12 protein-coding genes are annotated in these 14,416 nt (G+C 46.1%); 9 read left to right on the top strand and 3 right to left on the bottom strand.

The genetic code is table 11. The features are described 5' to 3' along the window. Positions 1-188: 188 nt before the first annotated feature. Positions 189-1,655: a dihydrolipoyl dehydrogenase gene (locus tag F0232_RS23805; protein ID WP_105057653.1), complete on the bottom strand. Its 1,467-nt coding sequence runs from the start codon at positions 1,653-1,655 to the stop codon at positions 189-191. 207 nt (positions 1,656-1,862) lie between these two features. After that, complete coding sequence (locus tag F0232_RS23800) at positions 1,863-2,591, bottom strand: glutathione peroxidase (RefSeq protein ID WP_004737157.1); 729 nt, start codon at positions 2,589-2,591, stop codon at positions 1,863-1,865. 220 nt (positions 2,592-2,811) lie between these two features. Here F0232_RS23800 and oxyR point away from each other — a divergent pair, with 220 nt between their 5' ends. Then, on the top strand, positions 2,812-3,705 hold the full coding sequence (oxyR, locus tag F0232_RS23795) for a DNA-binding transcriptional regulator OxyR (protein WP_004737158.1): 894 nt from the start codon (positions 2,812-2,814) through the stop codon (positions 3,703-3,705). Positions 3,706-3,796: 91 nt separating this feature from the next. On the opposite strand, the gene F0232_RS23790 is transcribed toward oxyR, so the two are convergent. After that, positions 3,797-6,358, bottom strand: coding sequence for a penicillin-binding protein 1A (locus F0232_RS23790; RefSeq protein WP_171751039.1), 2,562 nt, complete (start codon positions 6,356-6,358; stop codon positions 3,797-3,799). Positions 6,359-6,509: 151 nt separating this feature from the next. Between F0232_RS23790 and pilM the strand changes: the two genes are divergently transcribed. The 8 genes from pilM to F0232_RS23750 all read left to right on the top strand — a co-directional run bounded on the left by pilM (position 6,510) and on the right by F0232_RS23750 (position 14,378). Next, a complete protein-coding gene (gene pilM / locus F0232_RS23785) occupies positions 6,510-7,535 on the top strand; it encodes a type IV pilus assembly protein PilM (RefSeq protein WP_105057651.1) in 1,026 nt (341 codons plus the stop codon). Further along, entirely contained in the window at positions 7,519-8,118 is a 600-nt protein-coding gene (locus F0232_RS23780; protein WP_105057650.1) for a PilN domain-containing protein, read from the top strand. The genes pilM and F0232_RS23780 overlap by 17 nt, the downstream gene beginning before the upstream one ends. Then, positions 8,111-8,722 (top strand): type 4a pilus biogenesis protein PilO, encoded by a 612-nt coding sequence (locus tag F0232_RS23775; protein ID WP_105057649.1) that lies wholly within the window; start codon positions 8,111-8,113, stop codon positions 8,720-8,722. Before F0232_RS23780 ends, F0232_RS23775 begins: the two co-directional genes overlap by 8 nt. Then, a complete protein-coding gene (locus F0232_RS23770; protein WP_105057648.1) occupies positions 8,709-9,227 on the top strand; it encodes a pilus assembly protein PilP in 519 nt (172 codons plus the stop codon). The genes F0232_RS23775 and F0232_RS23770 overlap by 14 nt, the downstream gene beginning before the upstream one ends. 35 nt (positions 9,228-9,262) lie before the next feature. After that, positions 9,263-10,981, top strand: a complete 1,719-nt coding sequence (locus F0232_RS23765) for a type IV pilus secretin PilQ (RefSeq protein WP_105057647.1) — start codon at positions 9,263-9,265, stop codon at positions 10,979-10,981. 176 nt (positions 10,982-11,157) lie between these two features. Then, complete coding sequence (gene aroK / locus F0232_RS23760; RefSeq protein ID WP_004737165.1) at positions 11,158-11,676, top strand: shikimate kinase AroK; 519 nt, start codon at positions 11,158-11,160, stop codon at positions 11,674-11,676. Positions 11,677-11,701: 25 nt separating this feature from the next. Next, positions 11,702-12,790 carry a 3-dehydroquinate synthase gene (aroB, locus tag F0232_RS23755; protein ID WP_105057646.1) on the top strand — a complete coding sequence of 363 codons (1,089 nt, stop codon included), beginning with the start codon at positions 11,702-11,704 and terminating at the stop codon, positions 12,788-12,790. A 79-nt stretch (positions 12,791-12,869) separates the two neighbouring features. After that, positions 12,870-14,378, top strand: coding sequence for an SPOR domain-containing protein (locus F0232_RS23750; RefSeq protein ID WP_105057645.1), 1,509 nt, complete (start codon positions 12,870-12,872; stop codon positions 14,376-14,378). Positions 14,379-14,416: the final 38 nt, after the last annotated feature.

Below are 14,416 nucleotides of genomic sequence, written 5' to 3'. Positions count from 1 at the left end.
TACTTCGTCCCTCAGTTCTGGAATGACGGATTAAGTTTGGACTTAGTTGCTTAACTAAATCAACGTCATTCCCGATAGTGACGAAGGAGCGTAGTCGGGAATCTGTTCGTTGCCAAAAAACAAAAAGGAAAGCCAACGGCTTTCCTTTTTAGTATCTAATCTATGCGTTCTGTCTCAATCCACCGAGATTAACAACCTGGACCACAGTCTAGACAGTGTTTCACCATCTCTGGACCTAAGTGCAGTTTCGCATTGAGGTCACGCAGCGCTGTTCGTACACCCTCTTCGATTACTGGGTGGTAGAACGGCATGTCTAGCATCTCAGAAACCGTCATCTTGTTCTGGTGTGCCCATGCTAACAAGTGCGCCAAGTGTTCTGCGTTTGGTCCCATCATCTCAGCACCAAGGAAGCGACCTGTACCTTGCTCGCCGTAAACGTGCAGAATACCTTTGTTGCGTAGCATCACTCGTGAACGGCCTTGGTTCTCGAAAGACACTTCACCCGTTGCGAAACAACCACATGTACCTAAGCGGGTAGTGATCTCTTTGTAAGTCTCACCAACCATCGCGATTTGTGGGTCTGAGAATACCGCTGAGATTTTAGAGCGGCGTAGGCCTGCACGAATCTCAGGGAAGCGACCAGCGTTATCACCCGCAATACGAGCTTGGTCTGCTGCTTCATGTAACAGAGGCAGTTGGTTGCTTGCATCACCCGCAATGAATACTGATGGAAGCGATGTTTGAAGCGTGTAGTGGTCAGCGATTGGAACACCACGCTCATCAAGCTCAAGAGAGGTATTCTCTAGGCCAAGTTTGTCAGTGTTAGGACGACGACCTGTTGCTGCCAATACGTACTCAACGATGTTGGTTTCTAGCTCACCTTGCTTATTGATGAACTGGATTTCGACACGTGGCTCACCCGATTCAGTGGTAATGCGCTTCATGCTTTCGATTTTTACGTCGGCATCGAGATAGAACTCTTCATTGAAGGCTTTATCTGCGTAAGCCATGATCTCTGGGTCAGTTACTGGGCCAACTTGACCACCCAAACCGAACAGTTTTGTCTTCACACCTAAGCGGTGCAGCGACTGACCAAGCTCTAAACCAATGACACCAGGGCCAAATACGGCCACTGATTCTGGTAAATCATCCCAGCTGAAAACGTCATCGTTAATGATTAGGCGGTCGCCAAGTTCATTCCAAACGGCAGGGTATGCAGGGCGAGAGCCAGTTGCGATAACAATACGCTTTGCCGTGATTACCGTGTGGTCATCAACTTGAAGTGTGTTGTCGTCTAAGAATTTTGCGTAGCCAGAGATCTTATCTTGCTCTGGGATTTCATCGACGCCTTCTAAAACAAAACCAACAAAACGGTCACGTTCAAACTTCACTCGGTCCATGACTTCTCGACCGTTAATTACGATATCGCCTTGTGGGTGAACGCCAAAAGCCGGAGCTTTCTCGATTTGATGTACGCTTTCCGCAGCTGCAATAAGCAGTTTAGATGGCATACAACCAACACGAGCACAGGTTGTGCCGTAAGGGCCGCCTTCAATCATCACGACACTGTCAGTGTGTGCTTTTGCAGCGCGGTATGATCCTAGACCTGCCGTACCGCCCCCGATAACTGCTACATCTACATTGACTTGTTTCATAATAATTTTCTCGCAATGGCTAAATTTAGTGTGAACGAACCCCTCCAACTCATGCGATGTTTTTAGTGAGTCAGGATAGTGGGTCAGTTTTGTGGTTCTGTTTTATTAGGTTTAGCTTGTGACTGTGGTTAATGCGAGCCACAAGCTTGATTCAACCCGATAGGGTTAGCTAACCCACAAGTGAGTGGGTTAGCCTTTTGGCAGTGATTAGCCTAGGAAAGCTTCTAGTTCTTCGCTACCACCGATGTGTTTACCACCGATGAATACTTGAGGAACCGTTGTGCGACCAGAGATTGCACGTAGGCTTACTGTTGTAGCGTCTTTACCTAGTACTACTTCTTCGTAGTTTAGACCTTTGTCGATTAGGTTCTGTTTCGCTTTCATACAGAAAGGACAGCCTGGCTTAGTGAATACTGTGATTGACTCTTGCTCTTTGTGCTCTGGAGCAATGTAGTTCAGCATAGTGTCTGCATCAGAAACCTTGAACGGGTCGCCTGGTACGTCTTCTTCGATGAACATTTTTTCTACCACGCCGTTCTTAACCAGCATGCTGTAGCGCCATGAGCGTTTGCCGAAGCCGATGTCGTTTTTCTCAACTAGCATACCCATGCCGTCTGTGAAATCACCGTTACCATCTGGGATGAATGTGATGTTTTCTGCTTCTTGGTCTGCTTTCCATGCGTTCATTACGAACGTATCGTTTACAGAAACACAAAGGATGTCATCAACACCGTTCTCTTTGAACACAGAATGTAGTTCGTTGTAACGAGGAAGGTGGCTTGACGAACAAGTTGGAGTAAACGCGCCTGGTAGGCTGAATACGATAACTGTTTTGTCTTTGAATAGCTCTTCAGTCGTTACGTTAACCCATGCATCACCTTGGCGAGTCGGGAATGTTACTTGAGGGATTGATTGACCTTCTTTAGATGCAAACATATTGATTTCCTTAAATGATATTTTAATTTTGTTCTATTAGAGCTTAACGTTTTTCGTTGCTCTGTTTCGTTTTGTTGAGCCCATTATTAGATAAATTCTTTGATAGCTCTAATCGTTTGATGTTATGGTTTTGATAGGTAAATTCTATCAAGAGCATTTTTCTTTTAAATGTTGCTATGAAAACCCTTGTTCTTATTAAACCTGAGGTAAGAGACTGATCATGAACATTCGTGACTTTGAATACTTGGTGGCGCTCGCAGAGCACAAACACTTCCGAAAAGCGGCAGAAGCGTGCTTTGTCAGTCAGCCAACACTAAGCGGTCAAATACGCAAACTAGAAGATGAAATCGGACTTCAGTTAACCGAGCGTAGTCCAAGGAAGGTCATATTTACAGAATCAGGGTTACAACTTGTTGAACAAGCCAAGCGTATTCTCAACGAAGTGAAAACTTTTAAGGATATGGCGAGTGGACACGGTGAAGCGATGACCGGACCAATGCATATTGGTTTCATTCCAACCGTGGGTCCTTACATCCTGCCTAAGATTGTTCCTCACCTGAAAGAGAGCTTTCCAGAACTAGAGCTGTACCTGCATGAGGCGCAAACTCATCAATTAGTGAGTCAATTGGAAGATGGCAAGCTTGACTGCTTGGTACTGGCTGCGGTTGATGAAACGGCGGTGTTCAAAGAGATTGATGTGTATGACGAGCCATTAAGTGTCGCGGTTCCGTGTGACCATGAGTGGGCTCAGCAGGACACGGTAGATATGCTTCAACTCAATGGACAGACAGTCTTAGCACTTGGTGACGGTCACTGTTTAAGAGACCAAGCCCTAGGGTTCTGTTTTGCTGCGGGAGCAAAAGATGATGAGCGCTTTAAGGCGACCAGCTTAGAGACGCTGCGTAACATGGTCGCGGCGGGCGCGGGGATTACCTTGCTACCTCAATTATCAGTACCAAAAGAAAAGCAGAAAGATGGTGTGTGCTACGTGCCTGCGGTAAACCCAACGCCTTCGCGTCGTATTGTGGTTGCGTACCGTCCGGGGTCTCCATTGAAAGGGCGCTTTGAGCAACTGGCGGAGACGATTCGTACTCAGTTGGAGAAGGTCGTTTAGCTTAACCTCCGTATAGCAGAGACAAAAAGGGTTGATATGAATTCATATCAACCCTTTTTATTTGGTTATGTTGCTAGGTTCAAAGAACTACCTAGAACAGCTCTTCTACCGTTTCACCTGAAGAGGTGGAGTAGATGTCATCATTGAAACGTTCAGTGATGTACTCAGTAGGCTCTGTGCCTTTCTCGAAGTACTCGAACATTGATGAGCTATCGTACTTGTTGGTCAGTAAGCCTGTATCACGGTCAATACGAACACGAACAATGTTTTCTGGAATCTCTTTGCGTTGTGCTGGCACACCGGCCAATGCCGTACCCATGAAGTCTACCCATGCAGGCTCAGCTGTCTTAGCACCAGCTTCCGCACCAGTAATCTGGTTCTTACCAAGGTTAGAGTTCGCTTTAGTACGACCTAGGTTACGGTTGTGGTTATCAAAACCAACCCATACAGTTGCAACCATGCCTGGGCCATAGCCGCTGTACCAAGTATCTTTCGAGTCGTTAGTTGTACCGGTTTTGCCGCCAATATCACGACGTTTCAGTGGTTGAGCGCGCCAACCTGTACCGTTCCAACCGGTTCCCGCACTCCAATCACCGCCGCCCCAGATGTTGCTGTACATCATTTCGCGAACTAGGAATGCGTTCTGCTCAGAGATAACTTGAGGAGCGTATTGAACTTTCGCATCCACATCTTGCTCGGCAAATTCATCCGCCATTGGATCGGTGGTGATGGTTTGTTTGCAATCTTCTTTGCAGACAACTTTTGGTGCTGCTTCAAACTCAGTCTCGCCAAATGGAGTCTCAACGCGGCTGATGTAGAAAGGTTCAACGTAGTAACCACCGTTAGCGAATACTGAGTAACCTTGCGCTACTTTCATTGGCGTTAAGCTACCAGCACCTAGTGCAATAGTTTCAGAACGAGGCACTTCATCGATATCAAAACCAAAGCGAGTCAGGTAGTTACGAGTGTCATCTAAACCAACTTCACGCAGTACACGTACCGCCATAACGTTTTTCGATTGAGCTAAGCCAATACGTAAACGAGTAGGGCCGACGTAAGTTGGTGGCGAGTTCTTTGGTCGCCATGCCGTACCTTGGCTCTTATCCCATTGGTTGATCGGCGCATCGTTGATAAGAGAAGCTAGCGTTAAACCTTTCTCAATTGCAGCTGAGTAAATGAAAGGCTTGATACCAGAACCTACTTGACGAATAGATTGCGTCGCACGGTTGAATTTGTTGTGTACGAAGTTAAAGCCACCAACCATCGACAATACAGCGCCGTTGTTTGGATTCATTGCTACGAATGCAGTGTTCGCATTCGGCACTTGGCTTAGACGCCAAACTACTGGAGTGTCAGATTCTGCTGTTACTGACTCTTCTGTTGCTTCTTCAGATACTTCGTCACCTGTGATGGCGTCATGACGTACCCAAACTTGTTCACCAACCGCAAGAATCTCTTTTGCTTGAGATGGAGCAGGGCCTTGACGGTCATCTGTTAGGAACTTACGAGCCCAATTCATACCTTGCCATTCGATAGTGCCTTCGCCTTGATTCTTCACCCATACTTGAGCGCTTTTCGAATCAACAGCAGTCACTACTGCAGGAACTAGGTCACCGTAGGTTGGTTGAGACTTAAGGTGTTTCACGATCTTGTCGTGGTCCCAAGCCGATTGAGCGGTTTGCCATAAGACTTTTTCAGCACCACGGTAGCCGTGACGCTCATCGTAGCTAAGTAGGTTCTTAATCGCAGCTTGGTTTGCCGCTTTTTGCAGCTTCGAATCAACGGTTGTGTAGACCTTCATACCAGAGGTATATGCGTCTTCACCGTAACGTTCAACCATCCAAGCACGAGCTACTTCTGCCACGTATGGTGCGCTCAGTTCGATCTCTGCACCGTGGTACTTTGATACAAGCTGTTCATTGCTTGCTTCATCAAACTCGGCTTGAGTGATGTATTTCTCGTCGAGCATACGACGCAATACAACGTTACGACGGTTAGTCGCACGTTCAATAGAGTAGATAGGGTTCATGGTTGATGGTGCTTTCGGCATACCTGCTAGGGTCGCTAGTTCACTCAGAGTGAGATCCGGAAGATCTTTACCAAAGTAAACGCGTGCTGCTGCGCCAAAACCATATGAACGGTGGCCAAGGAAGATCTTGTTAACGTAAAGCTCCATGATCTCTTCTTTGCTCAGCAGTTGCTCAATATGGATCGCAATGAAGATCTCTTTAATCTTACGCATGATCTTTTTCTCATTAGATAAGAAGAAGTTACGCGCAAGCTGCTGAGTAATGGTACTCGCACCTTGTTTTGCCGAACCTGACATCGCTACTACGATAGCTGCACGAGTAATGCCGATTGGGTCAATACCAGGGTGTTCGTAGAAACGGCTATCCTCGGTAGCAATCAAAGCCTCAACTAAGTGGCGAGGGATCTCGTCATAAGTCACTGGAATACGACGTTTTTCACCAAATTGGGAGATCAACTTACCGTCTTGGCTGAAGACCTGCATTGGAGTTTGGAGTTCTACGTCACGCAAAGTGGCAACATCAGGCAACTCTGGTTTTACGTAGTAATAAAACCCAAAAATTGTACTGACTCCAAGAATCATGCAAATCAATGTAAATATGAATAATCGCTTTATGAACTTCACCGGATAATCCCTGATTAGTTAAGGCTGATAAGCAGCAAACCCTTGTACTCTAGGCTAAAAAATTAGCTTTCGTTTATTAACGCTTATTTAACTAATAATCACAACCCCTAGATAATCAACGAAATGCTTGGCACTTCAGGAGCTAGGTCACATGGGTTCATCATTAATTACAGGTATAGATATAAATCACCACAGCATCAAAGCTGTGGTGCTAAAACCCGTGGGGGAATTGTATGCCCTAGTGGGATACAAAGAGCTGCCGATTTCGGACGACATTTTTACAGCTAACCATACTTTGGAGTATCAGAAAACTGTTAAGAAACTCAAAGAACTTAGGAAAGGGCTGCCTTTCGGCTGTCGTAATGTCGCCATTTCGGTACCTGATAACACGGTGATCAGCAAGGTACTGCAAATTGAGAGTGAACTCGAAGACAGAGAGAAAGAGTTTTCGATCTACCAAACCTTCGCCCATCAATCTCCTTTTCCCATCGAGGAGCTGAGTTTAGATTTTGTGAAGCTGGAAGACAAACGATTTGGTAAAGGTTCGACGAGCAGTTATCAGGTTTATGCTACTCGTAAAGAAGTGGTCGATAGCCGAGCAGAGGCATTAACCAAGGCTGGCTTTAAACCTGTTGTCGTTGATACGCAGGCGCATGGTTTGCTTCATGTGTGGCAGCTTGCCTCACGCTTGTACCCAGAGAAAAGTAATTGGCTGTTGGTGGATATTGGCGTTGATCAAACCTCGCTGGGCATCATTCCTCACGGAGCAGCCCCTTTCTATAAAGACATCGCCTTTGGCACTCAAGATCTTTGCAGTATCGAGAATCCCAATGATATCGAGGCTGCGTTTGGCAGTGCTCAGGATACTCATCAATTTATCGTTAACTTAATTGAAAAGCTCAAACGTCAGTTGCAGCTCTATTCCTCGGTGAATGCTCACCAACCTATCTCTGGCATCTGGTTAATGGGCGAGGGCGCCAGCACACCAATGGTGGCTGAAGAGCTTGAACGACATTTTCAGCTGAGCTGTGAATCATTGAATCCTTTATCCCTGTTTGAGAATAAGGTCGCGAGGAAGCGCCGCCTGCAAATGGATTGGCAACATTTTGGTATTGCTGCGGGCATGGCGATGAGCGGACTTAAATGGCAGGGAGAGAAGCATGTTGCATCAAATTAACCTGCTACCTTGGCGTGATGAGATTCGTGCTCAGCACCGAAAGCGTTTTATTCATTTAGTTATCCTTGGCGTGATTGTGGCTGGGGCAGGGCAATGGGCAGTCGGAAACTATTTCCATGATCAACAAGCCAAACAGCAAGCTCGCCTAAATTATCTTAACCAATACATAGCAGGGCTCGACCGTCAGATTCAGTCGCTAAAAGTTGCAGAGCAAGAGCATAAAGCCATTTTGACTCGACTTGATGTGGTGGAATCTTTGCAGCTCGGTCGTAATAAAACCACCGACTTTATGAACTTGATGCCGGAGCTGATTCCTGAGGGAGTGTATGTCGACAAGATAAAGATGAACGGTCAAGAGATTGAAATGGCGGGCATCAGTGACAGTACCGCTCGTCTCGCCACCATGCTGGATAACTTAGAACGCTCTGAATCCCTCAAAGGAGTCGAGATGCACTCTATTGTCCATAACCGTAAGCGCTTCAATAAAGAGTTTCAGACCTTCAAGGTGTCTTTCGTGTTCAGCCCTGTGTCATTAGAAAGCACAACTGCACATCGAAAGGATAAGGGGGCTAACCATGGCTAGCCTTCAAAGCGTGATGAGCCTGCAAGAGCTTGATATCGATGAGATCACCGAGTGGCCACTGTTGCCTCAGTTATTGGTGATTCTATTGCTGGTGGCGCTCATTCAAGGGCTGGGAACCTGGTTCTATATTTTGCCTTTGGATGATGAGCTACAACAGATGAAGCAGCAAGAGCAGACCTTGAAAGCAACACTGCGCATCAAAGCCAATAAGGTTGCTGCTTTACCTAAGCTTCAGGGCCAACTGGATGAACTCACCAGTCGCTATGATTACCTGTTAGAACAGCTTCCCGTGCAAAAGGAGTTGGCAAGCATGTTGGCATCAGTCAATGAGCTTGGCTTAGATAACTCACTAACCTTTACCCGAATCGACTGGGGTGAAAAACAGAACAAAGCCTTCTTATACCGCTTACCTCTTAATATCGAGCTGACTGGTGATTACCACGAGATAGGCGACTTCTCTGCAGCTATCGCTAAGCTTCCACGAATCATCAGCTTTGATGATGTGAATTGGCAGCGAGTCAGCCAAGAAAGTAGCACTCTGCACTTTAGGGTTCGAGCTTATACCTACCAGTTTAAATCGGAGGTCAATGATGAAACCCAATAGCACGTTTTACTCAATCGTATTGCTGCTTGCGTTGTCGGGCTGCAAAGCCAATCAAGACTCATTAGAAGACTTTGTTATACAGGTAGAAGCTAAGGCGAGAAAGGAGGTCGAGCAACTTGTCCCAGCAACTGAGTTTTCGGCGGCTACCTATCAACGGCGTACTTTTCGTCCTCCCTTTGAACTGCCTAAAGAAGCAATTGTGCAAAACCAGCCGTTGGTTAAGAAAGATTGCTGGCAACCTAGCGCTCGTGCTCGCAGTAGCAAGTTAGAGAAATACCCACTGAGTAAATTGCGCTTAAAAGGAGTGATGGGCAGCGGCTCCAGCGTGTTTGGGCTTGTACAAACGCCTAAGGGCAATGTCGTCAATGTGAAAAAAGGCCAGTTTATCGGCTTAAACAACGGCCGAGTTACTAAGGTAACGAGCCAGTACGTTCTGATTAATGAAACTCTTCCAGATGGCTTAGGTTGTTGGCATAAGCGCAACGTTAGGCTGGCTCTGAAATAAACCAATGTCACATGATGTGGATATGAGATGTAAATATGAATAAAGGAATAAGTGGATTAGTGAGCAAAACTCTACAAGGTTTTGCTGTGTCTGTGATGTTGGTTTTTAGCGTATTTGGTTACGCAGAGAGCTCGTCTAATAAATTAGAGAACATTGATTTTAGAGTTAACAAGGATAAAGACGCTGTCATCATCATTGAGCTAGCAACAAGCAGCGCGGTGGTCGATGTTCAGCGGGCACAAGAAGGCTTGAGCATCGAACTCATCAATACAGAAGTGGATGATGACAAGCTCTACCTTTTGGACGTTAAAGATTTCGCGACTCTAGTTGAGGGGATTGAAGTATACAAAGAGACGCCAAGCACTCGGTTACTGGCGACCATCAGCAATGACTACCAATACGAATATGACCTCAAGGGGCGCTTCATCGAGGTGGTGATCAGCAAGCCCACGATTGAAGAAGTGACGACAGAGAAAAGCGTACTTGAGAAAGAGGGCAAACTGATATCGATTAACTTCCAAGATATCCCTGTCCGAAACGTGCTGCAGTTAATCGCTGACTACAATGAGTTCAACTTGGTGGTATCCGACTCGGTCGCGGGTAACCTGACATTACGCTTGGATGGCGTCCCTTGGCAGCAAGTTCTCGACATTATCTTGCAAGTTAAAGGCTTAGATAAGCGCGTCGATGGCAACGTTATCTTGGTCGCTCCCAAAGCGGAACTGGACCTGAGAGAACAGCAAGCGCTCGAAAAATCCCGTCTAGAGGAAGAGCTTGGGGAACTTAAATCAGAAATTATCAAGATTAACTTTGCCAAAGCCACCGATATAGCTGACATGATTGGTGGTGAAGGGGCGGTGAGCATGTTGTCTGATCGCGGCTCGATTACCATAGATGAACGCACGAACTCTCTGCTGATTCGCGAGTTGGAAGAGAACATTGCGGTGATACGCGGCATTATTGAGTCGTTAGATATCCCAGTGAAGCAAGTGCAGATAGAGGCGCGTATTGTTACCGTCACCGAAGGTAACCTTGATGAACTCGGCGTGCGCTGGGGCGTTTCATCGACCAACGGAAGCTTCACGGTTGGCGGTTCAATCGAGGGTAATCACCCTTCAGCCATTACACCTTATGACGACGATGGTGGCAGCAGCGTGATTGATGACTACCTTAACGTGAATTTGGCGGCGACATCGCCAAATGCATCGAGTATTGCTTTTCAGGTGGCCAAGCTTGGCTCTGATACGCTGCTCGATCTTGAGCTATCTGCACTGCAACAAGAGTCTAAGGCGGAGATCATCTCTAGCCCACGCTTAATTACCACAAATAAAAAGCCGGCTTACATTGAGCAAGGTACTGAAATTCCTTACTTAGAGTCCTCTTCGAGTGGTGCAACGTCCGTCGCATTTAAGAAAGCTGTGTTGAGTTTGAAAGTTACCCCTCAAATCACACCAGACAATCGCTTGGTTCTGGATTTGAGTGTGACTCAAGATAGGCCTGGGCAAGTGGTGAAAACTGGAACCGGGGAAGCGGTCGCGATAGATACCCAAAGGATAGGTACGCAAGTGCTTGTTAATAATGGTGAAACCGTCGTTCTTGGTGGAATATTTCAACACAGTGTCAGTAGTACAGTCGATAAAGTTCCTCTGTTGGGAGACCTTCCTTTATTGGGTGCATTGTTCCGTCGCAGCTACGAAAATGTGGGTAAAAGTGAACTGCTTATCTTTGTTACACCTAAAGTTGTGATTCAGTAACGTACAATTAGATTAAAAATAAAGTTGCATTAGTGGCACCTAACCTTGATAATTTCGGGTCTTATCACGAATTATCTGTGAGGAATCGGTGCCACGGGCCTTTTAATTTCAGTACTTGTACTGACCTACCTTGTGGCGATGTCATTGAATTAACGTTGTAAATTACTGCTAAAAACATGGCTGAGAAACGCAATATTTTTCTTGTTGGCCCAATGGGCGCCGGCAAAAGTACAATTGGTAGACACCTAGCTTCCCAACTTCATATGGAGTTTCTAGACTCTGACACTGTGATTGAAGAGCGCACTGGCGCAGACATCGCATGGGTTTTTGATGTTGAGGGCGAAGAAGGTTTCCGTAAGCGCGAAGAATCTGTAATCAACGATCTGACTGAAGAGCAAGGTATTGTTCTAGCGACAGGCGGTGGTTCAGTGATGAGCAAAGAAAACCGTAACCGTCTATCTGCACGAGGCATTGTTGTATACCTAGAGACAACAATTGAAAAGCAACTTGCTCGCACAAACCGCGACAAGAAACGCCCTCTACTTCAAACAGACAACCCGCGTGATGTGCTAGAAGATCTAGCTGTATCTCGCAACGCACTATACGAAGAAGTGGCGGACTACACAGTTCGTACTGACGACCAAAGTGCAAAAGTGGTAGCCAACCAGATCGTAAAAATGCTAGAAGAACGTTAAGTTCATTTTTTCGGAGAGCAAACCCATGGAACGGATTACGGTCAATCTAGCTGAGCGTAGCTACCCTATCTCTATTGGCGCCGGGTTATTTGACGACCCGGCGTACCTTTCTTTTTTATCAGGCAAGCAGAAAGTCGTTGTTATCAGTAATGTGACAGTAGCGCCTCTTTATGCTGATAAAATTCTATCTCTACTGGATCAAGTTGGCTGTCAGACATCTCTTCTCGAGTTACCTGATGGTGAGCAATACAAAACGCTTGAAACGTTCAATTCAGTGATGAGCTACATGCTTGAAGGAAATTACAGCCGCGATGTGGTGGTGATTGCTTTAGGTGGTGGTGTTATCGGTGATTTGGTCGGCTTTGCTGCATCTTGTTACCAGCGTGGTATTGATTTCGTTCAAATCCCGACAACGCTTCTTTCTCAAGTGGACTCTTCTGTTGGTGGTAAAACCGCAGTAAACCATCCTCTTGGTAAGAACATGATCGGTGCATTCTACCAACCAAAATCTGTGATCATCGATACCAACTGTTTATCAACGCTTCCTGAGCGTGAGTTTGCAGCGGGCATTGCTGAAGTCATCAAATACGGCATCATTTACGATGAAGCCTTCTTTGATTGGTTGGAGCAGAATCTAGAGAAACTTTATCAACTTGATGAACAAGCACTGATTACTGCAATTGCTCGCTGTTGTGCAATTAAGGCTGAAGTGGTTGCTCTAGATGAAAAAGAGTCAGGAATCAGAGCGTTATTGAACCTAGGTCATACATTTGGTCATGCGATCGAAGCAGAACTAGGCTATGGTAATTGGCTACATGGTGAAGCTGTGTCGTCAGGTACTGTAATGGCAGCGAAAACTGCTCAGTTACAGGGACTGATCACTCAGCAGCAGCTTGAGCGAATTATTTCTATACTCAAGAATGCGAAACTGCCAGTTCATACGCCAGAAAGCATGTCTTTTGAAGACTTTATGACGCACATGATGCGTGATAAAAAAGTGCTGTCTGGTCAATTACGTCTGGTATTGCCAACAAGTATTGGTACTGCTGAAGTGGTTGCTGATGTGCCTCAGGACATCATTAAACAAGCAATTGATTTTTGCCGTACTCTTTAAATTTGGTTGTGAGGTTGCCTAGTTAAACTCTAGGCAACTGAAGCGTTTTACTGATCGATCTAATCGGTAGGGATCCGCAATGAGTTTGGCTCATGAATTAAGAGTATTAGAGTTAGAGTCTCAAGTTGAGCTGCTAGAGCGCTTACAGCTTTTGACTAACTTTGGTTCAAATCTAGTAACGGTGGCTGGTAAACCTGGCTCTGGCCGTTCTTGGTTAGCACAGCGTTATCTCGAAGCGTGGGCGACAGAAAAGAATCAGTGTTTACTGCTTTGTCATCCAAGCCAAGACGACCAACAACGCCGCGCACTTATTCTTAGCCAAATTGTTTCTGATCCGCTATTTAATCAACATGACTCCTTATCTGATAGCCTAGCAAGGTTGCTGGATGGTGAGCCGTGTAGCGTGGTTATTGTTGTCGATGATGCCCACCGACTCTCTGAGCTATTGGTATCCGAACTATGGATGTTGGTACTGGAAGCTCAAGCTAATCCCCAATGGACGATCAATGTCGTTCTTTTCTCAGAAATTGGTCACCTAGACACCTTACTCACACGTCTAAGTTACGGCCAACAACACAAGCCTATCGATCTCGAGATCGATGACCTTTCGCAACCAGAAGCTGAACATTTCTTTGAATCACTGGTGATTCGATACGTGGATGATGAGTCTGAAACTCGCGTGCGACGTGCGTTTAATAAAGCGCAACCTCTGCCTGGCGAGCTAATGGCTTTAGGAGAATTGAAAGTGGAAAAAAGGATTATTATTCGCTCAATCATTGGCTCACCAATCAATATCGCGATTGTGGTGGCTCTGTCGCTGTTGTTAATTGGTGGTGGTTATTGGTGGATGTTCAGCCAACCGACACCAGATGACAAAGCGCAATCTCTGATCGCACCTATCGAGCAGACTGCTATCCCAACCTTTGAGGTGGACAGTGATTCAGAGCAGGCTGGCGTTGAGGGAGTTGTAGACTCTGAAGCGTTAACTGACATCAGTTATCAAGGCGCCGATGATGACAGCTCATCTTTGCCGCCAGTTGTGGTGGAAGAGACGGCTAGCGTGGGTGAGGTTGAACAAGACCAACAACGTGTCGTAATCACTTCTGATGTGGTTGATGCTTTGCTTGATGATAAAGCTGAGAGCGCCGATACCAGTGCCATCGATGCTGCGGTTGAAGAGAACACTGAAGTTGAGGCTAATTCGCAGGCTGACGCTGAAGCGGCATCTACCGTTGATGAAGAGTCGGACTTAACCGAATCAACGCCACCGACTAAAAAGATAACGTTCTCGTTTGCTCGTGAGGAGCTACAAGCTATCTCGCCACGAGCATACACCTTACAGTTGAGTGCGATGACTTCGTTGGAAGATGTGCAGTCTTTCATTGAAGAATACGATCTAGAGAATAAGGTTCGTATCTACCCAACTCTGCGTAACGATACCAAGTGGTTTATCATCACTTATCAAGATTACCCAACGATTCAGGTGGCGCGAGATGCGGTAAGTACACTCTCAAAACCACTTCAACAGTTGGAACCTTGGGCAAAATCGATGAATCAAGTGCATCGAGAGATAGAACGTGCGAAATAACCCTGAGCTTAGCCTCAAAATATGTTACATTCCGCAGC

Origin of the sequence: Vibrio sp. T3Y01 (assembly GCF_013114525.1) — a bacterium.
In the GTDB taxonomy this organism is placed as follows: domain Bacteria; phylum Pseudomonadota; class Gammaproteobacteria; order Enterobacterales; family Vibrionaceae; genus Vibrio; species Vibrio chagasii_B.
This window is presented reverse-complemented; position numbering and strand designations above follow the sequence as displayed.

Bases quoted from the DNA above. Each gene is read 5' to 3' on its own strand.
- aroB (WP_105057646.1), top strand. From the start codon at position 11,702: ATGGAACGGATTACGGTCAATCTAGCTGAGCGTAGCTACCCTATCTCT.
- F0232_RS23805 (WP_105057653.1), bottom strand. From the start codon at position 1,655: ATGAAACAAGTCAATGTAGATGTAGCAGTTATCGGGGGCGGTACGGCA.
- F0232_RS23800 (WP_004737157.1), bottom strand. From the start codon at position 2,591: ATGTTTGCATCTAAAGAAGGTCAATCAATCCCTCAAGTAACATTCCCG.
- F0232_RS23780 (WP_105057650.1), top strand. From the start codon at position 7,519: ATGTTGCATCAAATTAACCTGCTACCTTGGCGTGATGAGATTCGTGCT.
- F0232_RS23765 (WP_105057647.1), top strand. From the start codon at position 9,263: ATGAATAAAGGAATAAGTGGATTAGTGAGCAAAACTCTACAAGGTTTT.
- F0232_RS23775 (WP_105057649.1), top strand. From the start codon at position 8,111: ATGGCTAGCCTTCAAAGCGTGATGAGCCTGCAAGAGCTTGATATCGAT.
- F0232_RS23770 (WP_105057648.1), top strand. From the start codon at position 8,709: ATGAAACCCAATAGCACGTTTTACTCAATCGTATTGCTGCTTGCGTTG.
- oxyR (WP_004737158.1), top strand. From the start codon at position 2,812: ATGAACATTCGTGACTTTGAATACTTGGTGGCGCTCGCAGAGCACAAA.
- aroK (WP_004737165.1), top strand. From the start codon at position 11,158: ATGGCTGAGAAACGCAATATTTTTCTTGTTGGCCCAATGGGCGCCGGC.
- pilM (WP_105057651.1), top strand. From the start codon at position 6,510: ATGGGTTCATCATTAATTACAGGTATAGATATAAATCACCACAGCATC.
- F0232_RS23750 (WP_105057645.1), top strand. From the start codon at position 12,870: ATGAGTTTGGCTCATGAATTAAGAGTATTAGAGTTAGAGTCTCAAGTT.